Origin of the sequence: Gluconobacter roseus NBRC 3990, assembly GCF_006538885.1 — a bacterium.
GTDB classification, from domain to species: Bacteria; Pseudomonadota; Alphaproteobacteria; order Acetobacterales; family Acetobacteraceae; genus Gluconobacter; species Gluconobacter roseus.
The window spans coordinates 384683-408763 of sequence record NZ_BJLY01000001.1 but is presented as its reverse complement, the minus strand read 5'-3'; the positions used below and the strand labels follow the sequence as shown (position 1 = coordinate 408763).

Annotated in this window: 25 protein-coding genes; 15 read left to right on the top strand and 10 right to left on the bottom strand. The window is 63.1% G+C overall.

Annotated elements, in window-relative coordinates; all coding sequences use genetic code 11:
* Positions 1-4: 4 nt before the first annotated feature.
* From GRO01_RS01720 to aat, 6 genes are all read right to left on the bottom strand, one after another.
* Positions 5-3205: a DUF3971 domain-containing protein gene (locus tag GRO01_RS01720; protein ID WP_231490047.1), complete on the bottom strand. Its 3201-nt coding sequence runs from the start codon at positions 3203-3205 to the stop codon at positions 5-7.
* Positions 3206-3331: 126 nt separating this feature from the next.
* A complete protein-coding gene (bcp, locus tag GRO01_RS01715; RefSeq protein ID WP_083541205.1) occupies positions 3332-3838 on the bottom strand; it encodes a thioredoxin-dependent thiol peroxidase in 507 nt (168 codons plus the stop codon).
* A 63-nt stretch (positions 3839-3901) separates the two neighbouring features.
* The gene (locus GRO01_RS01710; protein ID WP_062507415.1) at positions 3902-4279 is read right to left on the bottom strand and encodes a hypothetical protein; all 378 of its coding nucleotides are present in this window, start codon (positions 4277-4279) and stop codon (positions 3902-3904) included.
* Positions 4280-4444: 165 nt separating this feature from the next.
* The gene (locus GRO01_RS01705; RefSeq protein WP_141306790.1) at positions 4445-5047 is read right to left on the bottom strand and encodes a hypothetical protein; all 603 of its coding nucleotides are present in this window, start codon (positions 5045-5047) and stop codon (positions 4445-4447) included.
* A gap of 2 nt (positions 5048-5049) precedes the next feature.
* Positions 5050-5976, bottom strand: coding sequence for a DUF4412 domain-containing protein (locus GRO01_RS01700; RefSeq protein ID WP_062507410.1), 927 nt, complete (start codon positions 5974-5976; stop codon positions 5050-5052).
* Positions 5973-6635 carry a leucyl/phenylalanyl-tRNA--protein transferase gene (gene aat / locus GRO01_RS01695; RefSeq protein WP_062507463.1) on the bottom strand — a complete coding sequence of 221 codons (663 nt, stop codon included), beginning with the start codon at positions 6633-6635 and terminating at the stop codon, positions 5973-5975. The genes GRO01_RS01700 and aat overlap by 4 nt, the downstream gene beginning before the upstream one ends.
* A gap of 105 nt (positions 6636-6740) precedes the next feature.
* Here aat and GRO01_RS01690 point away from each other — a divergent pair, with 105 nt between their 5' ends.
* Positions 6741-6944, top strand: coding sequence for a hypothetical protein (locus GRO01_RS01690; RefSeq protein WP_062507408.1), 204 nt, complete (start codon positions 6741-6743; stop codon positions 6942-6944).
* Here the strand turns inward: GRO01_RS01690 and GRO01_RS01685 are convergent.
* Together GRO01_RS01685 and GRO01_RS01680 are read right to left on the bottom strand one after the other, a co-directional pair.
* The gene (locus tag GRO01_RS01685) at positions 6931-7320 is read right to left on the bottom strand and encodes an MAPEG family protein (RefSeq protein WP_062507406.1); all 390 of its coding nucleotides are present in this window, start codon (positions 7318-7320) and stop codon (positions 6931-6933) included. The two genes, GRO01_RS01690 and GRO01_RS01685, sit on opposite strands and share 14 nt — an antisense overlap.
* Before the next feature lie 27 nt (positions 7321-7347).
* Positions 7348-8187, bottom strand: a complete 840-nt coding sequence (locus GRO01_RS01680) for an EcsC family protein (protein WP_062507404.1) — start codon at positions 8185-8187, stop codon at positions 7348-7350.
* Positions 8188-8316: 129 nt separating this feature from the next.
* Between GRO01_RS01680 and GRO01_RS01675 the strand changes: the two genes are divergently transcribed.
* A complete protein-coding gene (locus GRO01_RS01675; protein ID WP_062507402.1) occupies positions 8317-8835 on the top strand; it encodes a hypothetical protein in 519 nt (172 codons plus the stop codon).
* A gap of 12 nt (positions 8836-8847) precedes the next feature.
* Here the strand turns inward: GRO01_RS01675 and GRO01_RS01670 are convergent, their stop codons facing one another.
* Positions 8848-9264, bottom strand: a complete 417-nt coding sequence (locus GRO01_RS01670; RefSeq protein WP_062507461.1) for an EVE domain-containing protein — start codon at positions 9262-9264, stop codon at positions 8848-8850.
* A gap of 162 nt (positions 9265-9426) precedes the next feature.
* On the opposite strand from GRO01_RS01670, the gene GRO01_RS01665 reads away from it, so the two are divergent.
* The 13 genes from GRO01_RS01665 (at position 9427) to GRO01_RS01610 (ending at position 22542) form a co-directional block, all read left to right on the top strand.
* Positions 9427-10188 (top strand): heme ABC transporter permease, encoded by a 762-nt coding sequence (locus tag GRO01_RS01665; RefSeq protein ID WP_062507400.1) that lies wholly within the window; start codon positions 9427-9429, stop codon positions 10186-10188.
* Positions 10185-10352: a hypothetical protein gene (locus GRO01_RS13270; protein ID WP_167494559.1), complete on the top strand. Its 168-nt coding sequence runs from the start codon at positions 10185-10187 to the stop codon at positions 10350-10352. The genes GRO01_RS01665 and GRO01_RS13270 overlap by 4 nt, the downstream gene beginning before the upstream one ends.
* Entirely contained in the window at positions 10349-10852 is a 504-nt protein-coding gene (gene ccmE, locus GRO01_RS01660; RefSeq protein ID WP_062507398.1) for a cytochrome c maturation protein CcmE, read from the top strand. Before GRO01_RS13270 ends, ccmE begins: the two co-directional genes overlap by 4 nt.
* 7 nt (positions 10853-10859) lie before the next feature.
* On the top strand, positions 10860-12839 hold the full coding sequence (locus tag GRO01_RS01655; RefSeq protein ID WP_062507396.1) for a heme lyase CcmF/NrfE family subunit: 1980 nt from the start codon (positions 10860-10862) through the stop codon (positions 12837-12839).
* Positions 12840-12851: 12 nt separating this feature from the next.
* Complete coding sequence (locus GRO01_RS01650) at positions 12852-13406, top strand: DsbE family thiol:disulfide interchange protein (protein ID WP_062507394.1); 555 nt, start codon at positions 12852-12854, stop codon at positions 13404-13406.
* Positions 13403-13873, top strand: coding sequence for a cytochrome c-type biogenesis protein (locus GRO01_RS01645; protein ID WP_062507392.1), 471 nt, complete (start codon positions 13403-13405; stop codon positions 13871-13873). Before GRO01_RS01650 ends, GRO01_RS01645 begins: the two co-directional genes overlap by 4 nt.
* 5 nt (positions 13874-13878) lie before the next feature.
* Positions 13879-14619, top strand: a complete 741-nt coding sequence (gene ccmI / locus GRO01_RS01640; RefSeq protein WP_062507390.1) for a c-type cytochrome biogenesis protein CcmI — start codon at positions 13879-13881, stop codon at positions 14617-14619.
* On the top strand, positions 14616-14897 hold the full coding sequence (locus GRO01_RS01635) for a hypothetical protein (RefSeq protein ID WP_062507388.1): 282 nt from the start codon (positions 14616-14618) through the stop codon (positions 14895-14897). Before ccmI ends, GRO01_RS01635 begins: the two co-directional genes overlap by 4 nt.
* Before the next feature lie 130 nt (positions 14898-15027).
* Positions 15028-16026 carry a hypothetical protein gene (locus GRO01_RS01630; protein ID WP_062507386.1) on the top strand — a complete coding sequence of 333 codons (999 nt, stop codon included), beginning with the start codon at positions 15028-15030 and terminating at the stop codon, positions 16024-16026.
* A 55-nt stretch (positions 16027-16081) separates the two neighbouring features.
* Positions 16082-16978 (top strand): DMT family transporter, encoded by an 897-nt coding sequence (locus GRO01_RS01625; protein WP_062507383.1) that lies wholly within the window; start codon positions 16082-16084, stop codon positions 16976-16978.
* A 125-nt stretch (positions 16979-17103) separates the two neighbouring features.
* On the top strand, positions 17104-18507 hold the full coding sequence (locus GRO01_RS01620) for a class II fumarate hydratase (protein WP_062507381.1): 1404 nt from the start codon (positions 17104-17106) through the stop codon (positions 18505-18507).
* Between the two features lie 123 nt (positions 18508-18630).
* A complete protein-coding gene (locus GRO01_RS01615) occupies positions 18631-20115 on the top strand; it encodes a S10 family peptidase (protein WP_062507379.1) in 1485 nt (494 codons plus the stop codon).
* A 204-nt stretch (positions 20116-20319) separates the two neighbouring features.
* A complete protein-coding gene (locus GRO01_RS01610; protein ID WP_231490043.1) occupies positions 20320-22542 on the top strand; it encodes a histidine kinase dimerization/phosphoacceptor domain -containing protein in 2223 nt (740 codons plus the stop codon).
* Positions 22543-22625: 83 nt separating this feature from the next.
* Here GRO01_RS01610 and purF read toward each other — a convergent pair whose 3' ends face one another.
* Positions 22626-24065: an amidophosphoribosyltransferase gene (gene purF / locus GRO01_RS01605; protein ID WP_062507377.1), complete on the bottom strand. Its 1440-nt coding sequence runs from the start codon at positions 24063-24065 to the stop codon at positions 22626-22628.
* Positions 24066-24081 lie beyond the last annotated feature (16 nt).

The following is a 24081-nucleotide window of genomic DNA, read 5'->3' as shown; positions in this document are numbered from 1 at the left end:
GGCCTTAATGAAGAATGCGCCGCAGCACACCGGGCAGCAGCATCGATAGCGGATTGACCGACAGATCCGGCCTCTCGACCGTCCCGTGCAGTTCAAACGTCGCCGCCAGCAGGCCGCCGCCCTTTTCGGGAGACAGCAGATGCCCCAGAACCGGCAGCCGTCCCGGCAGCGCATTGAGCCCGAACAGCGGGACGATCGTCCCGTTCAGGTTCAACTTAGACGTTGTCAGGTCGATCGGCCCTTCCATCGTGGCCCCAAGCGCCTGATTGCCGATCACCCCGTCATGCAGCACCAGCAGGTTCCCCGCCAGACTGAGCCGGGTGGCCAGATGACCGATCTCGAACCGGTCCAGATGATTGGTCAGCCAGTGCAGCGGCGACAGATCCGACACCGCGGTCAGGCTCAGAGGCGGCCGCAGGAACTGCGACGGCCCCATTTCCACATGCCCACGGAACGGCGGCAGCCCGCCCCACAGCCCGGCCGATTTCGTGTTCCGCCCTTCCGGAATCTTCCGCACTGTCGTCTCGTCCGGCGTAAACACCCCATCCAGATGCGTCTGCCCGCCCCGGATACGGTCATACAGCCCCAGGCCCTCAAGCAGCGTTCCCAGATTGTCGATATCCAGCACGAACGGATGCTCACGTCCCGTATCGGCCAGTACCGCCCGGACCCTTGTTGGCGCATCCAGTGCAAACCGCCCCGATGTCAGATGCCCGTTCCGCAGTTCGATCTGCGAGACGACACCCCCAACCTGCGCCTTGGGACCATAATAGACATGCGGTGCATTGAGACTGATGGACCAGTTGTCTCCCATCGATGCGCCTTTTGCCTTCGCACCACCTGGCGGTGCAGGCGGGGCCGCCGTCTGGGGATGCGGTGCGAACATCGGCGCCAGATCCAGCGGATCGGCATCGACCGTCACGCCGATCGGCTGCTCCACACTCTGCGGCAGGGCAATGCGCGCATCGCCCTCCGTCCGGCCGATCCGGAAGCCCTCAAGCACGATCCCCGTCAGCTTGCCCGCACGCGTGACACCCCGCCCCGCGACCGAAAGCCCGGTCCCATGCGCCTGTAATCCGTCCAGAACCACCATCCGGCCGTTCTGAAAGCCGATATGAGCCATGGCTGTTGCAGGCTCGCCCAGCGGCTTGGCCCAGATCGGCACGGTCAGCGCCGCCTGGGCCATGTCCAGCGACAGCTTCAGATCGGACGTCTCATTGGCCTGCTGCACAAAATGCGCATTCAGAACCGCATGTCCGTCAAACAGTCCGCCCGGCGCAATCCGGGCCTTCGCAGCAGACACCGGGTCCAGAACCGAACGCGCCTCAATCGTCTGCAACACCCGAGACGGCGCCCCGCCCTGGAAGTTTTCATGCAGCACGACATGCGTGGGAATCCCCGCAAGACGCCCGTCCACCGTCAGATCCAGCGCATCCTCGGTGGCAGACATCGTCCCCGACGCCCCGTCCACCGGCTGCCCCATCAGAACATTGCCCAGATGCACGCCGGAGAACGTGGCCTGTGTCCAAACATGGAGCGCCCCGTCCGGAATATGTGCGACAAGCGGCAGCGTCATATGAACATGCGCATCCACCATCCCCGAAGGCTGCGTGAACGGCAGCGGATGCCGCGCCAGAAGATGCAGCCGCGGATGCGCCAGCGCGGACATAAACCCCTGTAACGGCCCCGTCAGATGCGTGGAAATATCCCCGGTCTGGTCCTTGGCATACAGGTCGCCAATCCGGATTTCCCCATCCGGCAGCAGCACGTTTTCCTTCACACCCGTGGACTGCACACCCTTGCCCAGATCAATGACCAGCGTGTCCGGCCCATCGAAATGCAGCGAGGCCTCCAGCCCTGTCGCAGGCGGAACGGGCCGCAGCCAGTGCACCGTCAGGCCATGCCCACTCAGCTGCCCCTGAACCGAGACCGGCATGATTCCATCCGGACCCTTATCACTGTGCAGATGGGCCTTGACCTCAAGATCGCGCCCGGTTCCGTCCGTGATGTTCTTTGAAATCCAGCGCCGGCCACCCTTAACGATGGCAGCGGGCCAGATGGAGCCCAGCGTGGCAAAGCGGATGCCGTCCAGCCCGGCTTCCGCATCTCCATCCATGACCTTGGGTTTCTGCAGATCATCCAGCCTCAGACTGGCTGAGGCATGAACATGCGTCAGCGCCTCCCCGCTATCAGCCACATCAAGCCCGGCGGACGGCACCTCAACCGTGGCCCCGCCCTGCACGCCCGGATGGTCCATCCGCAGATGCACGGTCGCCTGCCCGGCATGAAGATGGATCGGATCGGCGGTTTTCTGAAAAACCTTACCATCGCCCAAGGACAGCTTCAGCACGAGGTCCAAAGGCTGTTCGTCCATACCCTGAGGCAAGAATATCGCCCGTGCGTCGAGCGCCACCGGAACATGCCAGTCCGCAGCCAGCGGATTGAGAGCGCCAAGCTGGGCGGGCTCAAATGGTGTACTGTTCAGATGCAGCTCACCAAGTTTTCCGACCTGCCGTGCCTGCGCCGTCAGCGTGGTCTGGAAACCGTCGAGCATGATCCCGGCCTGCCCCGTTCCCGTCCAGACGAAATCCTGCCCATGCGGCACCATACGAAGACGGCGCGCATGCATTTCCACAGGCCCGATCACGGCGGTCCGGTCCTGTGGCAGACCGGCAAGCGTAATGGCGACGTTATGAACATCAACGGCGCGGAGACGATCCAGCCGTGTCGGAACGCCACGCCCACCGCGCTTCTGCTCCGGCAGGTCCATGTCCACATCGCCATCGGGCAGTCGTCGCAGGGCCAGCGTGGCGTTTTCGAGACGCAGGGTCCGGGGCGCGATCACCCCTTTGAACAGGGTGCTCAGCGACAGGACGGCATCAGCCTCGTCAGCCCGCTCCGCAATCAGATTATCGTATCGGGTGACTTTCAGCCCGCGCGCCATCAGCACCAGCCCGGCAGGAACGCCGCCAGCGGAGGGCTGCCACTGAATGCGCAGCGTCTCCCAGCTCAGCCGGCCGGCCGGATGCCCCGGACGCTTGCCCGCCGCAATGGCCACAGGCTCCACAAGACGGGAGACGCGGGTGATATCCACCGGTCCATGCGCCAGCTCCCACAGGAACACGCTGCCCGCAGCAGCCGCGAGTGCAACGGGCGTCATGCAGATCAGCGCAACCCAGCGCGCAATATGGAAATGCCGGGGCATATGAGGCCCCGGCCGGAACGGACGAAAACGCCTGTGAGGAGGGCGCGGGAAGTCGGGGACGGCCATAGACGGTCATCGGCGCGTTTCCGGCCAGTCTCCCTCGTAAAAAGTTTTCAGATGAAGCCGTCAGGCTTCTGAAGAGAGATCCCGGAAGGCTTCAGCCACCAGTTCGGCATGGGTCGCAGGCTTCACCTTGCGCCACACATGCCGGATGATGCCTTTGCCATCGACCAGGAATGAACTGCGCTCCATTCCCATATAGGTCCGCCCGTACATGGATTTCTCAACCCATGTTCCGTAAGCCTCGGCCACGGCATGATCCTCGTCCGAGGCCAGCGGAAACTCCAGACCGTATTTCGTGGCGAATTTCTCGATCTTCGCCACCGGGTCGGGGCTGACACCGATAATGGTCAGACCATCAGCCTCGAACTTCGGCAAGACTTCCTGCAACCCGCAGGCCTGCGTCGTGCAGCCCGGCGTATCCGCCTTCGGATAGAAATACAGCAGATAAGGCTTCCCGCTCAGCCCCGCGCTGCTGACAGTGCGCCCGCCCGAAGCTGGAAGCGTGAAATCTGGCGCGCGATCGCCCGGCTGAAGGCCGGAAGGCTGGGAAGTGGCTGTCATGAGCGGCATGATTGCCTGACCCGTCCGGCACGATCAAGGCAAACCGGACGGAAACCGTTCAGTATCCCGAGATCAGTAACCCGGATACATGCCCGGATAGGCCGGAACCGGCTGCGGCGGGCCGTAAACCACCCGTGGCTGAGGCGCATAGACAACGGGCGGCGGGGCATAGACCACCTGCGGAGGCGGCGGAGGAGCATAAGGCTGCGTCAGAAGCGCACCGCCCACGGCCCCGAGTGCCAGACCACCGAGAATCCCGCCGACAATCGCGCCGGAATGATCGCGGTACCCACCATGCCAGCCTCCGCGCGGACCGCCATATCCATATCCCGGACCACGCCCGCCACCATGCCAGTGCGCCTGTGCCTGCGGCACAATCGCGTTCGGAACAATAGCGGAGCCGATCAGCAGGGGAGCGGCCATAAGAACTGCACGTGTGATGCGACGCATGGCATCTTTCTCCTCAAAACATATGGACCAGAAGCCCCTGCGAACAGGAACTCCCTTCGTCCATGAGAAAGATCATGCCCGCCGAAAATGGCAGCAAGAGGCGTCAATCATGGCAGGAGGCGGACAAATTGTAACAGCACCCTGTAACACGCCTACCCGCCGGTTTCAGCGCGGCGGATCGACCCGGTGATAGCCCGGCGGCGGATCGAAAATCTCGACGGGCTGCGGCACGCGGCTGACGGATACTGCCTCCAGAACCGGCCGGCCACCATGCGTCGCACCCAGCATCAGCCCGTCATCCGTGTAACAGAAAGCAGTCGTCTGGCTGTCGCTGTCCGCGCTTTCCCAGATCGTGCAGGGCTCTCCTGCAATCCTGCCCTGCCCCAGATTGCGCCAGAACCCGGCCGCAGGTGTGCCGGGCGTCGCAAAGCTGTCGCTACCCGGCGCGGATGTGACGGTCGCCGTGTGGTTCGTGCTATCCAGCACCATGAGGGTATGTGTGCGATAATCCGTCAACATGATTGTCGCCGAACCCTCCGGCTCCACCCGCTGACGCCACAGCGCGGACGTCCAGCGCATCCGCTGATGCAGATGCTGCCCGTTCGGCCCCGTAAGAACATAGACGATATCGGCGTCATGCAGTGGCGTTACGAGCGGAGCCTGAACCGGAGGCGGCGTCACTGACGGCACATCCGCTTTCGCCGCAGATCCAAAGACGGCACCCAGCAGAAGACAGACCGCACCACCAACGACGCGCACGAACGGCATTTTCACTTCCGGTTTCCATCCGCAGGGCCGCTGGGCGGCTGATCCGGGGCAGACACGGACCCATCTCCCGAAGAATCGTTCGGAACGGAAGGCTGCGTCGTATCGGGCTGCACAGGCTGGCCGGGCAGAGGCGCGGCAGGGCCCGGCATTGCTGTTTCAGGTGCTGGCGTGTCGTGGCTGCCGATGACAGAATTATCGGAGTCCGAATTGTCAGGAGATGTCGGCTCAGGCGTTGTCGTCTTCATATCATTGCTTGAAGCCTCGGGAACCGGCGACGGCGTCGCGCTCCCCGCTTCGCTCTGATGCGCAGGACGGGCTTTCGGCTCCAGCACATGAAAGCCTGCCGGCGGCTCGAACGTTGAGGCCGGGATGTCCTGATAGGTCACCGAAACGGCCTTGATGGAGCCTTCGACGCCATCCGCATCGACACCGTTTTCCGCCAGAATGACACCGTCATCCGTCACGCAGGCAGTCGCCTTGCCGTGGCTGCTCTGGATGTTCCAGCGTTCGCAGGCCACCCCCGCCACGGTTTCATGACCTGCCGCCGTGTACTGCATGTCCAGATCAAGCATGAACGGATTATGCAGCCCATGATTGGGGTGAAGGCGCGTATAGACCTGCTGCTTCATCATCACGAGCGTCACCTGCTGCGCCGGACGATCGAGAATGGTCACGCCATTGCCATCCTGCGAGTCGATCCGCAGCAGATCGCCCGCACCCGAGAAGGCGACCTTTACCGTATCGGGACCACCCTTGGTCGTGCTCGACGGCGTGGAAAGCTGATAGACGACTGTTACATCCCGCGTTGGCGTCAGGCGCGGATGATCGTCCGCATGAGCCTGTTCCGGCAGAGCGCCAGCATACAGCCCCGCGGCCAGTGGCACGGCAAGCGCGGCGTGTAGGAAAGCGGGGCGCGAGAAAACAGTCATGGCGGATCTCCGGCAGGCGCGCGCAGTGACGCAATGGACTCCCGCAGGGCCTGAAGGCTGAAATCCTCAGGCCAGACCGCGCGCACGGTCAGCGCCTGATGAAGCAGGGACTGATAGTTCGCCGCCGAAATCCCGATACCGCCCAGCCCCGTCAGATGGGGCGTCGTGTATTGTGTATCCAGCAGTGTGTACCGTCCCTTGCGCAACCCCGCGACAAGATGGACCAGCGCCACCTTAGAAGCATCACGTTCGCGCGAAAACATGCTCTCGCCGAAAAAAGCCCCCCGCAGGGACACACCATACAACCCACCAACCAGCTTTCCGCCTTCCCGGACCTCGATGGAATGGGCGTTTCCCTGACGGTGAAGCGCACCGTAAAGCTTGCGGATCCGCTCGCTGATCCAGGTCGTCTCCCGCCCCGGCGCAGGCTCGGCGCAGGCCAGCATGACCTCATCAAAAGCCTGGTCCGCCGTCACAAGCATTCGCCCCGACATGACCAGCCGCATCAGCTTCTTCGGAACATGCATCCCGTCGAGCGGCATGATCCCGCGCTCTTCCGGCAGATACCAGGCCAGCTCCGTGCTTTCGGCATCGGGCGCCATGGGAAAGATCCCCCCGGCATAGGCCTGAAGCAGAAGATCCGGGGTTATCTCGTCCATGATGGTACAGTCTTTACGTGGAGCCTGATGCGAAACCGCAAGGGAAAACATGGCCGTACTGATAGCGCCCATGATAGGAGTGGACCACCGACAGGGAGATCGCCAGTGCCGCTAGCTTTCATTTATGCCATCATTCTCGTCATTCTTGGCGCCCTGCGCCTTGCGATGCCGGAAGCGCATGGCCTGCTGATGGTGCTCGCCAAGATCAGCGCCGGCTGTCTCGTAATATCGGCACTCGTGGATCTGTGGATGATGCGTGAGGGAAGCGAGCCTCCGTCCATGACAGAGGCGTCGTTTACAGCAGACTGATCAGCACCAGCAGAAGCCCGGCGATCGAAATGCCCCAGATCAGGCTGCGCACCGGCCCCCAGCCAAAGGCATAGGCCGGAATATAGACGACGCGGGCCAGAAAATAGATCCCCGCCCCCCAGCCCGTCAGCGGGCTGTAATGGCCCGACACCCATGCCAGAAGCACGGCGCCGATGAAGATCGGCAGCGTCTCCGCCAGATTGGCCTGCGCACGCTTCAGACGCGCCGCCATTCCCGTATAACGTGGCGGGTCACCGTCGCGGTTGCTGCTCGCCCATTGCAGACCGTCCTGCTGGCGGCAGGCCGCGGCGGTCAGGAAAAGCTGGACGACTGCCAGCACCAGTGTCCATCCAAGCCAGACAAGACCGATCGGCATGGGCTTTTCCCCGGAAGTTCCTGAAAATCAGGAAAATGTTTCAGATGTGCCCGTTCCCCCTGCACGCAGGTCGGCGGCCGCTTCCTTAACGGCCAGTCCATGCGTGCGTTCCAGACGGCGGATCGTGAAATGTGCCCGCGCCAGCGCACGATAATGTGCAAGGAACGCCGCATTGAGCGATGCACCACACAGCGCACCCGCCACCGGCACCATCTGCAGCGCGAACTTGCGCGACAGCCCGATCCCGTAATGCGAGGCGACTTCAGCCATCAGCATCACGATCGGCCGTCCCCGCAGCAGCGCCCGCGCCGAGAAGAACCCGAGTTCGCCTTCGTCATCATTCTGGCGTGCCGGGAAACTGCGCAGCGCAAAGACTTCCAGACAGGCCCGACGCGTATCTTCGTTCCGAAGGTCTTCGCCTTCCTCACGGGCAATGCGCGCAATTTCGCGCATGATCGTCAGCGTCGTGAAGCCAACATCCGGCGCCAGACCGAAGATTCCTCCAAAGCCACCCAGCGCACCGGAGACGGCAACGGCAGCCTGCCCCATATTCTCACGTAACGGATCGCGGACGGCAGGCGCATCATTATCGATGCCCAGAATGGCGACCTTGAAAGCGCGTTCGATCGCGACTTCCGCCGTCTTGTGGAACTTCTCCTGCACAGACGGCGCAAGTCCCAGTCCCTGCATACCGAGTCGCGTGGCCTGTCCGACGGCGCCGCCCATCAGGTCTGCAAGACGCACGAGCACGCCGCGGCCCTGTTCCACCTTTTCGAGAACCGACTGAAGCTGGGCAAGGGAATCCCCGTCCAGCGCCATCGAAGCGAATTCGCTGGTCGGAAGCTGCGTGTCATTCACTGCGGTCATGACGATCAAAACTCCTGTTCGTAAGACCCGAAACCGTTTACCGGATAGCAGGTTTCATATCCTAACATGGCGCCATCATGGGGATATCGGCTCCATGAGGCCACTGGTAGGGTGAGGAGAATTACAACAATGACCGTATTATCGCGCTGGATCCTGTCTGCTCCGCTGGCAGCCAGCCTCCTCATCCCGGCCGGTTTTTCGGCCCATGCCGCCACGACCCATACCCGCCATCACGCATCGCACGGCACGGCCAATCTTCCGCAGATGGGGCCGAGCGCAGGCCAGATCGTCGGCGCACCCGCCAAACCCCTGACCCCGGCACAACAGGCCGCCCTGCCCGACGAAGGCGCCCCGCCTCCGCCGCATGGCTATACGGAGGTGGAAGACTCGGAAGCAGCCCTCGCCAGCTACAGCGACCGCGTCCGCACGCATCTTCCCGTCGGCATGCCCGGCACCAACGCCCAGCAGAAAACCAACGGCCCCAACAACCTGCCGTCCCATTTCTCGATCTTCGGCATGCCGGTGAAGTTCAACGCACCGGTTCAGTCACCTTATGAAGACGAAGACTCCCCAACGAGCTATGCCGGCCATCCGGTCAACGGTCAGACCAACATGCTCGTGAACGGCGACTCCTCCGCCATTCACTGACAACACGCGTTTTCAGGCGCGTGTCCAGCCCCCGGTCCCTGTCAGGTGGCGGAACTCCGCATCCGTCACCGGCGCCACGGACAGTCGGGACTGTTTCAGCAGCGCCATTTCCGACAGAGCCGGATCAGCCTTGATGTCCGCGAGGCTCACGGGATGGGCAAACGCCCCCCTCGCCTTCACATCCACACAGACCCAGCGCGGATCATCCGCCGTCGGATCCGGATAGGCTTCCCGCACAACCTCCACCACGCCGACAATGCGTTTCTCGCTTACCGAATGGTAGAAAAGCGCCAGATCGCCGGTCTTCATGGCCGAGAGATTGTTGCGCGCCTGATAGTTGCGCACCCCGGTCCAGGGCTCGACGCCGTTCCGGACCTGCTCCGCCCATGAAAACGCTTCGGGCTCCGATTTCACCAGCCAGTACGCCACGGTCCACTCCTGCCGCATGGGCATTTAACGCTCAATTCCGTGAAACGTGATAACAGTGATCGGAATAATGGGACAACGCGCCTCTTCCGAATATGATTGCTTCGGACTATTTCAATAGGGAACTAATCGCCGCGTTACCAATCTGCCGAGGTCCGTGTCCCTGTGCGCCCTACCCCCAACCTGCTCCATCGCTATGCCAATCCGGGGCAGTTCCTGCGTCTGGCGCATGCGCTCCTGCCCTGGCTGAGCAGCGGCGCCATCCTGTTTCTGATCGTCGGCGTCATCTGGGGCCTGTTCATCGCTCCGGCCGACTGGCAGCAGGGCGACACCGTGCGCATCATGTATGTGCATGTCCCGATGGCCTGGCTGGCCTCCTCCTGCTACCTCGGACTTGCGGTCTGCGGCGTGCTCTCGCTGGTCTGGCGCCATCCGCTGGCGGATCTCGCTGCCATCGAAATCGGACCCGTCGGCGCCTGCGCTGCCGCCCTGTGCCTGATTACCGGTTCGCTCTGGGGTGAGCCGATGTGGGGCACATGGTGGGTCTGGGACGCGCGCCTGACCTCGATGCTGGTGCTGTTCTTCCTGTATCTGGGCCATATCGCCCTGATCCGCGCCTTCGATGAACCCGCCCGGGGCCAGCGCGCCGCCGCGATCCTCGCCCTTGCCGGCGTGATCGACCTGCCGATCATCAAGTTCAGCGTCCAGTGGTGGAACACCCTGCACCAGCCCGACAGCATCACCCTGACCGGCGCACCCACCATGTCCATGATGATGCTCTGGCCGCTGCTGATCTGCACGATCGGCTTCACGCTCGGTGTCGCGGCCGTCATCTTCACCCGGCTCAGCGCCGCCATCCATGAAAGCCGCGCGCGCCAGCTTCTGGCCCGTTCGCGCCTCGACCGCAGGGACAGCCAAGTCGCATGATGCATCTCCCGAACCACTGGCCCTACATTGCGGCCTCATACGGCCTGACGCTGGGCTGCTCGCTCGTCCTCGGTGTCGGTGCCGCCCTGCGCCTGCGGAAATCCAAGGCCCGTCTGGCCGCCGTTGAGGGCCATGCCCGCCGTCGTGAAAGGTCAGCATCATGACCCGCAAGACCCGTCGCCTCTGGATCGTCATCGCCTGTCTGGCCTGTGTCGGCTCCGCCGCCGCCCTGACGCTGCGGGCGTTCTCGTCCAATATCGTGTTCTTCATGGCGCCCTCGCAGGTGAAGGCCAACCCGCCTTCGCCCGACCGCACCATCCGCCTCGGCGGCATGGTCATGGCCGGCAGCCTGCACCGCATCAACGAGAACGGCACCCCCGTGAACGCCTTTGAAGTCACGGACGGGCAGGCCGCGGTCGAGGTCCATTACACTGGCATCCTCCCCGACCTGTTCCGCGAAGGACAGAGCGTCGTCGCCCTGGGCACCGTCCAGAAGAATGGCGGCTTCACGGCCAGCGAAGTCCTCGCCAAGCATGACGAGACCTACATGCCCAAGGAAGTCGCGGACGAACTCAAGCGCACCGGAAAATGGGACCCGCGCTTCGGCAAGGCTCCGGACGCGTCGAGCTGGGACACCATGACCGCAAAGAAAGCAGGGGGCTGACCGCCTGATGTTCGGACCTGAACAGGGCCATTTTGCCCTGGCTCTCGCCTGCGTGCTTGCCCTCGTGCAGTTCGCTGTCCCGCTCTGGGGCGCAAACCGCCGCGATGCCCGCCTCGTGGGGCTCGCGCCCTATCTCGCGGTCTCGCAGCTTATCGCGCTGGGCTATTCGTTCCTGTGCCTCGTCATGTGCGCTGTCAGCGACGATTTCTCGGTCCAGAACGTCGCAGCCAACTCCGCCGTCTCCAAACCGCTGCTCTATAAGATCACCGGCATCTGGGGAAACCATGAAGGCTCTGTCCTGCTCTGGACGCTGATCCTCGCTGTCTGCGGCGGCGCGGTCTCGCTGTTCGGCCGCAACCTGCCGGACATCCTGCGTGGACGCGTTCTGGCCATTCTCGGCGGCGTCTCCGCCGGGTTCCAGATGTTCTGCCTTCTGACATCCGATCCGTTCGACCGCGTCTTCCCGGCTCCGATGGACGGTCAGGGCATGAACCCGCTCCTGCAGGATCCGGGCCTCGCTTTCCATCCGCCCATTCTCTACACCGGCTATGTCGGTTTCGCTGTCCCCTTCGCCTTCGCCGTCGCCGCCCTGATCGAAGGCCGCGTCGATGCGGCATGGGGCCGCTGGGTCCGTCCCTGGGCCGTGGCGGCCTGGTGCTTCCTGACCTGCGGCATCGCGCTGGGCTCCTGGTGGTCCTATTATGTGCTGGGCTGGGGCGGTTACTGGTTCTGGGATCCGGTGGAAAACGCCTCTCTCATTCCCTGGCTGACGGGCACGGCCCTCGTGCATTCCGCCATCGTCGTGGAAAAGCGCGAAGGCCTGAAAATCTGGACGGTCCTGCTGGCCATCGCGACCTTCTCGTTCTCACTGTCCGGCACCTTCCTCGTCCGCTCGGGCATCCTGAACTCGGTCCACGCCTTCGCCAACGATCCCGCCCGTGGTGTGTTCATCCTGGCCCTGCTCGCCATCGTCATCGGCGGCTCACTCGCCCTGTTCGCATGGCGCGCGCCCTCCCTCACCTCGACCGGCCTGTTCTCGCCGATTTCGCGTGAAGGCTCGCTGGTCCTGAACAACATCCTGCTCTGCTCGATCTGCGCCGTGGTCGTGACCGGCACGATGTACCCGCCCTTCATGCAGCTTCTGGCTGGCCGCACCATTTCCGTCGGCAAACCGTTCTTCGACGCCGCCACGATCCCGCTGACCCTGCCGCTCCTGCTGGCCATGGGCGTCGGCACGGCCCTGCCGTGGAAGCGCGCGCAGCTCGCCCGGACCTTCTCGCATCTCTATGCCGCCGCCGGCATCGCCGCGATCGGTCTGGTTCTGTGCTTCTGGAAGCTCTCCGGTGTCCTGCCCATCGCCTGCGGCGCGCTCGCCATCTGGGTCATCGCAGCCTCCGCGTCTGACGTCCTGCGCCGGATCGGCATTGGCCATACGTCCGCACAGGGCGTGTGGGAGCGTATGAAGCACCTGCCGCGCTCAAGCTGGGGCGCGGCTCTCGCCCATATCGGCGCGGGCATCACCGTGCTTGGTCTGTGCGGCATGTCGCAGGCGCAGCACGCCATCGTCGAAGTCCATATCGGCGAGACCCGCTCGCTGGCCGGCGACGACTGGACGCTGCTCGACGTGCACGACTATATCGGCCCGAACTACAAGGCCATGCAGGCCGACATCGCCATCCGCCATAACGGCAAGCTCGTGACGATCCTGCATCCCGAAAAGCGCGACTTCACGACGCAGAGCCAGACCACGACCGAAGTCGCCATCCACACCAACTTCATCACCGATCTGTACGGCGTGGTCGGTGACCGGCACGGTACGGGTAAGTACACGACCTACGTTCTGCGTCTGCACCGCAATCCGCTCGCGCCCTGGATGTGGCTGGGCGGACTGGTCATGGCCATTGGCGGCGCGTTCTCGCTGTCCGACCGCCGGATGCGGATCGGCGCCCCCAAGCGCGCCGCCGCCCGCAACATGGCCCGTGCCTGAGGAGAGAGGGACATGAACGCAACACGACGCGGCATCCTCACGGCCGTTCCCATCATCGGCGCAGGCGTCCTCGGTGTCGGCTTCTGGCGGATGCTGAGCGACATGCGCAGCGGCGCCTTCGACCCGCGCGCCATCAAGAACCCCAATGTCGGCAAGCCCATCCCGAGCTTCGCCATGCCGGGCCTCCCCGGCCTCGGCGACGGCTTCACCGATGCGGAACTCAAGGCCCAGCACCGCCCGGTTCTGGTCAATTTTTTTGCCTCATGGTGCATCCCCTGTGTGGCGGAAATGCCCGGCCTGCGCGCCATTTCGCGCAACATGCCGATCTGGGGCATCGCCTATGAAGACAAGCCCGAAAACGCCAGCGCCTTCATCCAGCGCGACGGCTCCCCCTATGCCCGCGTCGCGTCCGACCGTCATGGCCGCGTCGCGATCGACTGGGGCGTGACCGGCGTGCCAGAGAGCTTTCTGGTCGCACCCGGCGGCCGGATCATCTGGCATGGAAGTGCGGCCCTCGATCCCCAGATCTACGAGGCGGAAATCCGTCCGAGGCTGGCCGGATTATGAAGGCATCCAGACGCTTTCCGGCGCTGCTGCTCGCCGCTGGCCTGATCGGCGGTGGCGTAGCCCTCGCCGTGGACGATCCCGCCGAGATGCTGCCGAACCCGGCGCAGGAAAAGCGTGCCGAAGCCATCGGTGCGCATCTGCGCTGCCTCGTCTGTCAGAACGAAAGTATTGAGGACAGCAGCGCGCCCCTCGCCCGCGATCTGCGCAAGGTCGTGCGCGAGCAGGTCTCGGCCGGAAAATCCGATCAGCAGATCATGGACTGGATGACCGAACGCTACGGCGAGTTCATCCGTCTGGCCCCACAGTTTTCATGGTCCACCGCCCTGCTCTGGCTGATGCCGGCGCTCGCGCTGGTGGCCGGACTTGTCATTGCATGGCGTGCGACGAGACGCCGCACCGTCGTCACGCCTGCGCCGCTCACGGATGACGAGCGCGCGCGTCTGGATGCCCTTTCGGGCCGGGAGTAGACTTTTTGTTCTGGTTGGGAATCCTGATAATCGCGGCGGTGGCCCTGTGTCCCGCATTTCTGGGGCTGCGCACCCTGCGCCGGCGCGTCAACGCCCGTGACTCCGCCCTCACCCTGTATCGTGGACAGCTCGGCGATCTAGAGCGCGACCACGCCCTCGCTCTGATCAACGACGAAGAATACAAGGCCGCCCGTCTGGAAGTTCAGCGCCGCCTGCTGGCCACGGATGGCGAAGCCGCCGTCGAGGACCTGAACACGGAACCGGCCAAGCGCAGCCGCGTCCTGCCGGTCGCAGCCGTCGGGCTCGGTATCCCGGTGCTGGCCTTCGCGCTTTATATCGTCAACGGTCATCCCTCCCTGCCGCCCCAGCCCCTGAGTGGACGGCAGACGGGCCCGGACGCGAAGGGCCTGCAGATGATCCACAAGCTCCAGACCGAAGTGGCCACCATCCCTCCCGGATCGCAGACCTATGCGACCGGACACTTTCTTCTGGGACAGGTCGAAGCAAAATCCGGTATGACGGATGCTGCGATCCGCGACTGGAAGGCCGCGCTCGACGCCCATTTCGAGCCCGAACTTGCTATCCGCCTCGCCGAGCTTGAAAGTCGCAACGGCAGCCATATCTCTGGTGAAAGCCTTGACCTCTATCGCCGCGCCCTTGCTGCGGCACCGGCCGACGCGCCCTGGCGCATGGCTGTGGAAGCGCGTATCGCCGTTGGCGAACATCAGGAGAATAACGGCCAGTGAGAAAACCCGAAGCCAACGCCATCGCGCTGTGCCCCGTCTGCCGCCAGCCCATGCGTCCGACATCGGAGAAATGCCCGAACTGCGGTGCCGAGCGTCATTACGGCCCAAGGATCATCGAATCCGCCGTCTGCGCCTTTGCCGGCATGGTCCTGCTTGCAGCGGTCTCAACCCTGCTACTGCCGATTTCGCTGTGGACCATCCTGTTCGCCGCCATCGGGCTCGTGGCCGGTTTCCTGTTCTCCCACAACCGTTTCAGCGGCGATCGCTGGCTGAAATAGCCTCCCGTCAGCCCCGCATCAGGGGCTGAGACAAACTTTCAGACAAAAACAGACGATCAGGTTCCGTGAACCCGAAAGGGAAAACGATCGTTTCCGTTTTATCCGTCACTGTCTGGAAGTCTGTGAAGCCGTGCGCTTTCCGCTGGATCTTGTCCTGTGCCTGTCCATAACCGCGACCGTACTGGTTCCCACGTCCCGTGCCAGCGCCGTTCCGGGAGATGAACAGGCCTATTCAGGCTCCCTGTTCTCCCCGCCCACGCCGCTGCCAAAAGCCGGCGCATTCTATGTCGAGCCCTATCTCTATGTCGGCTCGCCCGTCGGGCAGTTTGGCTCGCAGGGAGACTATCATCCCCTGCCCGGCGTCCAGCGCTCCGTCAGCTCACTTGTCATTCTGAAATACGGCATCACCAACCGCATCTCGGTCTATATCACGCCACAGGTCCAGTATTCCTGGCAGCGATCCGCAACACCGTCCGGTCTGAAATTCACGGATCTGCCCTTTATGTTGCAAGGCGTGGCACTGGATCGACAGAGCAGGCTCTGGCCCGGAAGCTGGCAGCACACGACCCTGACCGTCGATCTCGGCATGAATTTTCCAACGGGAAGCTACGACCGGCTGTCGCGCGCGCAGGATGGCAGCGGATCGGGCGTCTATTCCTTCCGCTACGGCCTGATCGACCAGACAGGATTCAAATTCGGTTCCATGCGACCCTTTCGCGTCCGCCTCTGGGCCACCGGAATCCAGCCCGTTGCATCGACATCCCTGAACGGACAGAGCGTTTACGGAACCGGCACAGGATTTTCCGGCCGCGCCCACGGCGAAGCCTTCGGCAATTTCGGCGGATCCGTCGAGTTTTCCCTGACTCGTCATCTCGTCCTCGCACTCGACATGATCCGGGACTGGTCAAGCGGCTCCCATGTGCAGGGACGCCAGATCCTCCAGACCGCACCAGCCGCCCAGAACCTGTCATTCAACACGCCCGCGGAAGACGACTGGTTCGCCGCACCTGCCATCGAATATAACTGGAACGCCAGCACTTCCATTCTCGGCGGCGTCGGTCTGACCCTTTCAGGCCGCGACACAACCCGTCAGGTCATCGGGACGCTGGCCTTCGAACATACATTCTGAAGCCCCGCATAAACTCCGTCTCCCGTTCGGGAAATATTCCTGATAATGGGCAATCATGACACATTCTTCCGGGCGTTTCCTGCCGTTCTTCGTCGCCGTGGCCATCCTGTCATGGGCGAGCGCCTACCCTGTCGTCCGGATTGCGCTGCATGATCTGGCGCCCGTCCCGCTGGCAGCACTACGCTATGCGGTGGCAGCAGTCATGGCAGCCCTGTGGCTGTGCTGGAAACGCCCGCAACGACCGCAGACCCGGGACATCCCGCAGATCCTCGCCTGCGGACTCCTCGGGATCACGCTCTATAATATCCTTTTCAACTGCGGCGAAATGACCGTCTCCTCCGCTGCTGCCAGCTTCGTCATCAGTGCCGCGCCATTGATGGCCGGGCTTCTGGCGATGGTCTTCCTCGGAGAGCGCATGTCCCCCTGGGGCTGGGTCGGATCACTCCTGAGTTTCAGCGGAGTTGCCCTTATCGCCATGGGACAGAGCGGCGGCTTGGCCTTTGGTTCAGGCGCAACACTGGTCTTCGGCGCCGCCGTCTGCGCAGCGTTCTATACGATCCTGCAAAAACGCCTGATCCACCGTTACGGGGCCCTGCCCACGATTGCTTATGTCCTGATTTCCGGTGCGGTCTTTCTTGCGCCCTGGCTTCCACAGGGATTGGAGAGCTTCGCGCACGCCTCATGGCAGGGGCAGGTTTCCGTGCTCGAACTCGGCATCTTCCCGGCCGCGTTCGGCTACGCCGCCTGGGGCTTTGTGATCGGCCATCTCGGTGCATCCCGGGGAGCCGCCCTGCTCTATCTTCTGCCCCCCGTCACGATGGTCCTGGCATACATCCTCACCAGCGAAGTCCCGTCCCTGCGCACCCTGCTCGGCGGTGCAATCGTGATGGCGGGTGTAATCCTGACCAACACTTACGGCCGCCATCCGGTCGCCCAGACCGTCGAATCCTGAACGGCATTTTCCCTGTGACGGCATCCGGATTTTCTATGGCTGTCTTCCTTTGTCCTGCGGCGATTGTGCGATAATTTCCCCCGTGGAATGAGCCGGACCACCCGCAGGAAAGCCGAAAACAGACAATGAGCCGTACCGAAACCGATGGCATGGGCCCGATCGAAGTCGCTGACGATGTGCTGTGGGGCGCGCAGACCCAGCGCTCCTTGAAATATTTCAGCATCGGCCGCGAACTGATGCCGCATGAAATGATCGAGGCCTATGCGATCATGAAGCGCGCCTGCGCCACGGCCAATGCCGCGAGCGGCCGCCTGTCGCAGGAGCGTGCCGATCTGATCCATACCATCTGTGACGAGATCACGAAGGGCAAGCATGACCGGATGTTCCCGCTTCATGTCTGGATGACGGGCTCGGGCACGCAGTTCAACATGAACGTCAACGAGGTCATCGCCAACCGCGGCTGCCAGATCACCGGCAATCCGCTCGGTAGCAAGACACCGCTGCACCCGAACGATCACGTCAACATGTCGCAGTCCACCAACTGCAACTTCCCGACCGCCATGCACATCGCGGCCGTCCTCGGCACGCATCGCCGCCTCATCCCGGCCCTGACGCGCCTGCGCGATGCCATGGCCGCCAAGGCCGAGGAATGGCGCGATCTGGTCAAAGTGGGCCGCACGCATCTTCAGGATGCTGTTCCCATCACGCTGGGTCAGGAATGGCACGGCTATGCCGGGATGCTGACGGACAATATCGCTCGGTTGGAACAGGCCCGCGATGGTCTGTTTCCCCTCGCCCTTGGCGGCACGGCACTCGGCACCGGCGTCAGCACGGATGAAGGCTTCGATCGCCGCGCCTGCGCAGAAATCGCCCGCCTGACCAGCCTGGGCTTTACGGCTGGCGAGAACAAGTTCGCGCTTCAGGGCGCGCATGATGCACTCGTGCATCTGTCCGGCGCGCTGCGGACGACAGCGGGCAGCCTGTTCAAGATCGCCAATGACATCCGTCTGCTCGCCTGCGGCCCGCGCGCGGGTCTGGGCGAGCTGCACCTGCCGGAGAACGAGCCTGGCTCCTCCATCATGCCGGGCAAGATCAATCCGACGCAGGCCGAAGCCCTCGCCATGCTGGCCCTTCAGGTCATGAGCAACGACGTCGCGGTTGGCCTTGGCGGTGCGGCAGGCATGTTGGACATGAATGTCTACAAGCCGCTCATGATCCACAACATCATGCAGGGCATTACCCTTCTGCATGACGGATCGGAAAACTTCCGCCGCTTCCTCGTCGAAGGCACGAAAGCCAATACCGACAAGCTGAAGCAGGATCTGGAACGCTCGCTCGTCCTCGTCACGGCGCTCTCCCCCGCCATCGGCTATGACCGCGCCTCAAAAGTCGCGCATCACGCCATGGAAAAGAACCTGAGCCCGCGTGAAGCCGCGCTGGAACTCGGCTTCATGACATCGGAAGAATACGACCGCTTCGCCGATCCGCGCCTGATGCTGCGCCCCAACATCACGCCACCCAAAAGCTGATCGCGCTTCCGGCCTACAAAACGCTGCTGCATGACGAAAACTTCATGCGGCAGCGGTAGCCGTTGCGTCTCAGGACTGATACGGCGGAATATTCCTGTTTCTTTCCCCGGAGATGCCCGTCAGATGATGACCCGCCGCGCAGCCCTGCTCGCTTTAACGCTCCTCTCCCCCATCTGTACGGCCGCGGCGGCCGACGCTCCCAAAACCGAAAACGCCAAGCCGTCCGATACCCTGACCGGCGAAGCAGCGCTCCTTCCCGCGGATTCCGTCACGCACCATCATCTGGGCGGCATCGCCTATACCGCCCATGCCGGCACGCTCATTCTGCGCGACCATGACGGCAAGCCAACTGCCCGCATGTTCTACGTGTCCTACACCAAGGACGGCGTTCCGGCCGGAACCCGCCCGGTCTCGTATTTCTTCAATGGCGGTCCGGGTGCGGCCACGGCCTATCTGAACCTCGGTGCCGCTGGCCCCAAGGCCCTGACCATGCCCGCCAAGGACCCGACGGACGGCACCCACGCGACGATGGGTGACAACCCCGACAGTTGGCTCCCCGTCACGGACATGGTCTTCATCGACGCCGTAGGCACGGGCTATTCCCGCCCCGCCGATACGGCCAAGGCCGGGGACCAGTTCTACGGCGTCAAACAGGACGCCAGCGCCTTCGCCAAGGCCATCGGCCTGTGGACGTCGGCAAACGGTCGTGAAGCCTCGCCGCACTATCTCGTGGGCGAAAGCTATGGCGGCATCCGCTCCATCCAGGTTGCGAATGCGCTGCAGATGGAACAGGGCATCCTGCTCAACGGCATCGTGATGATCTCCCCGGCCATCGAGATGCCTCTGCTCGACACGGACGAAAACCCGCTCTCCGCCGCCCTCATGATGCCAAGCCTGATCACATCGCATCAGAGCCCGAACGTGACGGAAAAGACCGCCGAAGACGCCTATCAGTGGTCCCTGAACACCTATCTGCCGAAAATCGCCGGCAAGCTCCCGTCCGGCACCGAAGGTCAGGCGCTTTACGCCGAGATCGCCCAGCGGACCGGTCTGCCGCAGGATGTGATCGCCCGTCAGCACGGCATCCCCGCCATCGGCTCGCATGACATCATGTCCCGCGACGGCCGCCTGTACGGGCTGTACGACTTTACCCAGTCCATCGCCGACCCCGCCGCCGATGGTCTGGACGAAAGCCCTGATCCGACGCTGTTCGGCTTCGGCCGCGCCTATGGCAATGCTTTTTCCGGCTACGCGGCCAATGAACTCGGCTTCAAGACCCCGCTGACCTACGACCTGCTCTCCCTTAAGGTGAACGGAAGCTGGAAGTGGAGTTCGGGTGGTCCCTCGCCGATCCACCAGATCCCGGTCCTCAACCGCCTGCTGGCGCTCGATCCCGGCCTGCGCGTCTTCGTGGCCAATGGCTATTATGACGTGGCCTGCCCATTCGGAACGGCACACTGGATGAAGGATCATCTGACGGTGGGTGCAGATCGCGTGTCGCTGCATCTCTATCAGGGCGGCCACATGCTCTATACGCGCCCGGCCAGCCGCCATGCCCTCTCTGCGGATGTCGCCTCCTGGATCCAGGCTGACAGCCGACAGCCCTGAAACAGAACGTCATAAATTGACAGCCCCGGTAGAGGAACAGATAATGGACAGAATGATATCTGGACCTCCGCTGGTCGGGCCTTCCCGAACGCGGAAGGCATCCACAAACCGAGTGCTCTCTATGTCCGCTGCTCTTCAAACTGCCCCTGCTGATTGCAGACAGTCTGCCCTGCGGACAGTCTCTTCTTTCAGGCGGACCTCCTCTTGACCGTCCAGCGCACAGCCGCCTCCGAGCCGGGCTACTCGCTGGAACACGCCGTCACGACCTCCTGTGACCGTGAGCCGATCCACCGTCCTGATGCCATCCAGCCTTACGGACTGCTGCTGGTCGCTGACAGCACGACCCTGACCATCATCGGTGGCGCAGGTGATATCGAAGGGCGTCTTGCACCGGACTGGCTGGGACGTCCCCTCCCCGCGATCCTGGAAGTCCCGACAAGCCGTTTTCACGACGAAAAACATCCCTCCCTGTCCGATCTGCGCGTGCCGGGCCTGAAAGGCGAGACCTTCAGCGTCCTGCGACACGATCAGGACACGCATATCCTCATCGAACTCGAACCGGTCGAACCGCATAACCTGCTGACCTGGGATATTTTCGGCGAGATCGACCGCACGGCCGACCGTTTCGAACGGTGCCCCGATACGGCATCCGTCTGCCGTCAGGGCGCCACGATCTTCCAGCGCCTTACCGGCTTCGACCGCGTTCTGGTCTACCGTTTCATGGAGGACGGCACCGGCCGCGTTGTCGGGGAAAGCCGCAACGACGCCTTCCCGTCCCTGATGAACCATCACTTCCCGGCCAGCGACATCCCCGCGCAGGCCCGGGCGCTCTATCTGCGCAACCGCATCCGCGTCATCCCGGACATCACCTACGAGGCCGCCTCCATCCGCCCGCCCGAAGCCGGGCTTGCGGGGCTCAACCTCAGCGATGTCCAGCTCCGCAGTGTCTCGCCGATCCATCTGCAATACATGGCCAATATGGGCGTGCGGGCCTCGGCCTCGGTCTCACTGGTCGTGGATGGTGTCCTGTGGGGTCTGATCGCCTGCCATAATGCGACGCCGCGTCGCCTCTCCGAAGACGTCCGCGCTGCCTGCCGCACGCTGGCAGGCGTCATGTCACGGCAGCTGCGGAACAAGGAAGAGCTGGTTACCTATCAGGAGCGTCTGCGCCTGCGCAATGCGATGGAGTTCGTCACGTCCCATTTCGACGTGCGCCACCCCATCGAGAGCAATCTGCGCAGCTTCATGGGCGAGTTGCAGTCCCTGTTCTCCTGCAACGGCTTTGCCGTGATCAGCGGCGAGACCATCACGGCAACCGGTGTCCTGCCGGATAGCGAGAACCTGCACAAGCTGCATGACTGGCTGAGGATGGGCACCAATGGCGGCATTTTCACCAGCGCCATGCTGGGCAAGGACTACCCGCCCGCAGCCGACTGGCCCGAACGCTCTGCCGGCATCCTGGCCATTACGCTCCCCTTCCGGACACCGATGTGCCTTATCTGGAGCCGTGTCGAAATCATCCAGACCATCGAATGGGCCGGCAACCCGCACAAGGGCGATGAGGATGACGACGGCGTCCTGCGTCCCCGAACCTCGTTCAAGACCTGGGAGCAGACCATTCGTGGTCACAGCCTGCGCTGGACAAACGAACAGAAGCAGGCCGCCCGTCGCCTCCGTCGCGTTCTGATCGCGGACTACCAGACCCAGCAACTCCGCGAGCTCAATGCAACGCTCGCCGCCACGCTGGAAGAGCGCGAAAGCCTGCTGCGCCAGAAGGATTTCCTGATCCGCGAAGTCAATCACCGCGTCCAGAACTCCCTGCAGATGGTTGCTTCCTTTCTCAAGCTCCAGGCCCGCAGTGCCGCGAACGAGGAAACCACAACCGCGCTGACCGAAGCGCAGCACCGCATCGCGGCCATCGGTCTCGTACATCGCCGCCTGTACCGCGACGAGCATTTCGGTGTCGTGGATCTCGGGCGCTATCTTGAAGAACTGATGGAAGAGCTGTGCTCGTCCCTTGGCGAAGACTGGCACCAGCAACTGCGCCTCGCGCTCTTCCCGATCATGATTTCAGCGGACCGTGCGATCAATATCGGCCTCGTCCTGACCGAACTGGTCATCAATGCCAGCAAATACGCCTATGACGGCAACGCAGGCCCGCTGCATGTCGGTCTGGCCCAGACCAGCGACCGCCTGATCCTGACCGTCTCGGACCAGGGGGAATGTACGCCCCAGCTCAAGGGCACGGGCTTCGGCACACGCATGATGAATGCCGTAGTCAGCAGTCTTGCCGGCACACTCACCTACACGACCCTGAATCCGGGCCTCGAAGCCGTCATGACCCTGCCTCTGGACTCAGTGCTTCCCACGGAAGCCGATGCCAGTACGGAAGCCGCACTGTCCCAGATCCCCTACCCATATCCCTGAGACACCCTTCAGTCTTCGGATACAAAAAAGGCGCCTGACCACTGGTCCGGCGCCTTTTTTCATATCCTGAACAGGAAGTAACCTTACGCGACCAGATTGCCTTCCTTGTCCACCAGTTCGATCGGATAATCCCCGGTAAAACAAGCATCGCAGTAACGGCGCGCACCCTCGGCCCGGTTGGCATGACCCAGCGCCCGGTAAAGTCCGTCAAAGCTGACGAAGGCCAGACTGTCCGCACCAATCGCCTGTGCCATTTCCTCAAGCGTATGCGTCGCCGCCATCAGCTTGCTCTCTTCCGGCGTGTCGATGCCATAGAAGCAGGCATGTTTCGTCGGCGGAGACGTAATGCGCATATGCACTTCCGTCGCACCAGCCGCGCGCACCATATCCACGATCTTGCGGGACGTCGTCCCACGGACAATCGAATCATCCACGAGGATGACCCGCTTGCCCGCCAGAACCGGCCGGTTGGCGGAATGCTTCATCTTCACGCCAAGATTACGGATCTGGTCCGTCGGCTCAATGAAGGTCCGGCCCACATAATGGTTGCGGATGATGCCAAGCTCGAACGGAATCCCGCTCTCTGCCGCATAGCCGATCGCAGACGGCACGCCGGAATCCGGCACCGGCACGACAACATCAGCCTCGACCGCACTTTCTCGCGCCAGTTCACAGCCAATCTGCCGCCGGGCTTCATAAACCGGCTGTCCCTCGAGCACGGAGTCAGGCCGCGCAAAGTAAATATATTCAAAGACGCAGAACCGGCCGCCCTTGTCCCCGAAAGGCCGCAGGGAACGCAGCCCGTCATTATTGATGACTACAATCTCGCCGGGCTCGATATCCCGGACATAATCCGCACCAATGATATCCAGCGCGCAGGTCTCACTGGCCAGTACCCAGCCACCATTACCCTGCTCATAGCCCGGCATCCGGCCAAGAACGAGCGGACGCACCCCGAGCGGATCGCGCATGCCGATCAGGCCGTCATCCGGCGTCAGCGTAATGAGCGAATACGCACCCTTCACCTGCTTGACGGCATCGATGAAGCGATCGAGCACGGTCGTATAGAGCGAAATCGCGATCAGATGGATGAAGACTTCCGTATCCGTCGAGGAATGGAAGATACACCCGCGCTTGACCAGCGCCTGCTTGAGCGTCGCGGAATTGGTCAGATTGCCGTTATGCGCGACGGCCAAGCCACCGAACTCATAATCGGCATAAAGCGGCTGCACGTTACGGACATGCGTGCCGCCCGTCGTGGCATAGCGGTTGTGACCGATGGCCACCGTGCCGGGCAGCGTCGCCATGACGCGACTGTCACCGAACACGTCGCCGACTAGCCCCAGACCTTTGTGCTGGTGGAACCGTTCACCATCGAAACTGACGATACCGGCGGCTTCCTGTCCGCGGTGCTGCAGGGCATGCAGGCCCAGAGCTGTCAGGGCCGATGCATCAGGCACACCCCAGACGCCAAAAACCCCACACTCTTCGTACGGGCGGTTGAGACTGTCGGACTGGGTCATGCGGCTGCGGCCTTTC

Coding starts and splice junctions, on each gene's coding strand:
- GRO01_RS01720 (WP_231490047.1), bottom strand. CDS start 3,205: ATGCCCCGGCATTTCCATATTGCGCGCTGGGTTGCGCTGATCTGCATG.
- bcp (WP_083541205.1), bottom strand. CDS start 3,838: ATGCCGCTCATGACAGCCACTTCCCAGCCTTCCGGCCTTCAGCCGGGC.
- GRO01_RS01710 (WP_062507415.1), bottom strand. CDS start 4,279: ATGCGTCGCATCACACGTGCAGTTCTTATGGCCGCTCCCCTGCTGATC.
- GRO01_RS01705 (WP_141306790.1), bottom strand. CDS start 5,047: ATGCCGTTCGTGCGCGTCGTTGGTGGTGCGGTCTGTCTTCTGCTGGGT.
- GRO01_RS01700 (WP_062507410.1), bottom strand. CDS start 5,976: ATGACTGTTTTCTCGCGCCCCGCTTTCCTACACGCCGCGCTTGCCGTG.
- aat (WP_062507463.1), bottom strand. CDS start 6,635: ATGGACGAGATAACCCCGGATCTTCTGCTTCAGGCCTATGCCGGGGGG.
- GRO01_RS01685 (WP_062507406.1), bottom strand. CDS start 7,320: ATGCCGATCGGTCTTGTCTGGCTTGGATGGACACTGGTGCTGGCAGTC.
- GRO01_RS01680 (WP_062507404.1), bottom strand. CDS start 8,187: ATGACCGCAGTGAATGACACGCAGCTTCCGACCAGCGAATTCGCTTCG.
- GRO01_RS01675 (WP_062507402.1), top strand. CDS start 8,317: ATGACCGTATTATCGCGCTGGATCCTGTCTGCTCCGCTGGCAGCCAGC.
- GRO01_RS13270 (WP_167494559.1), top strand. CDS start 10,185: ATGATGCATCTCCCGAACCACTGGCCCTACATTGCGGCCTCATACGGC.
- ccmE (WP_062507398.1), top strand. CDS start 10,349: ATGACCCGCAAGACCCGTCGCCTCTGGATCGTCATCGCCTGTCTGGCC.
- GRO01_RS01655 (WP_062507396.1), top strand. CDS start 10,860: ATGTTCGGACCTGAACAGGGCCATTTTGCCCTGGCTCTCGCCTGCGTG.
- GRO01_RS01650 (WP_062507394.1), top strand. CDS start 12,852: ATGAACGCAACACGACGCGGCATCCTCACGGCCGTTCCCATCATCGGC.
- GRO01_RS01645 (WP_062507392.1), top strand. CDS start 13,403: ATGAAGGCATCCAGACGCTTTCCGGCGCTGCTGCTCGCCGCTGGCCTG.
- GRO01_RS01625 (WP_062507383.1), top strand. CDS start 16,082: ATGACACATTCTTCCGGGCGTTTCCTGCCGTTCTTCGTCGCCGTGGCC.
- GRO01_RS01620 (WP_062507381.1), top strand. CDS start 17,104: ATGAGCCGTACCGAAACCGATGGCATGGGCCCGATCGAAGTCGCTGAC.
- GRO01_RS01615 (WP_062507379.1), top strand. CDS start 18,631: ATGATGACCCGCCGCGCAGCCCTGCTCGCTTTAACGCTCCTCTCCCCC.
- purF (WP_062507377.1), bottom strand. CDS start 24,065: ATGACCCAGTCCGACAGTCTCAACCGCCCGTACGAAGAGTGTGGGGTT.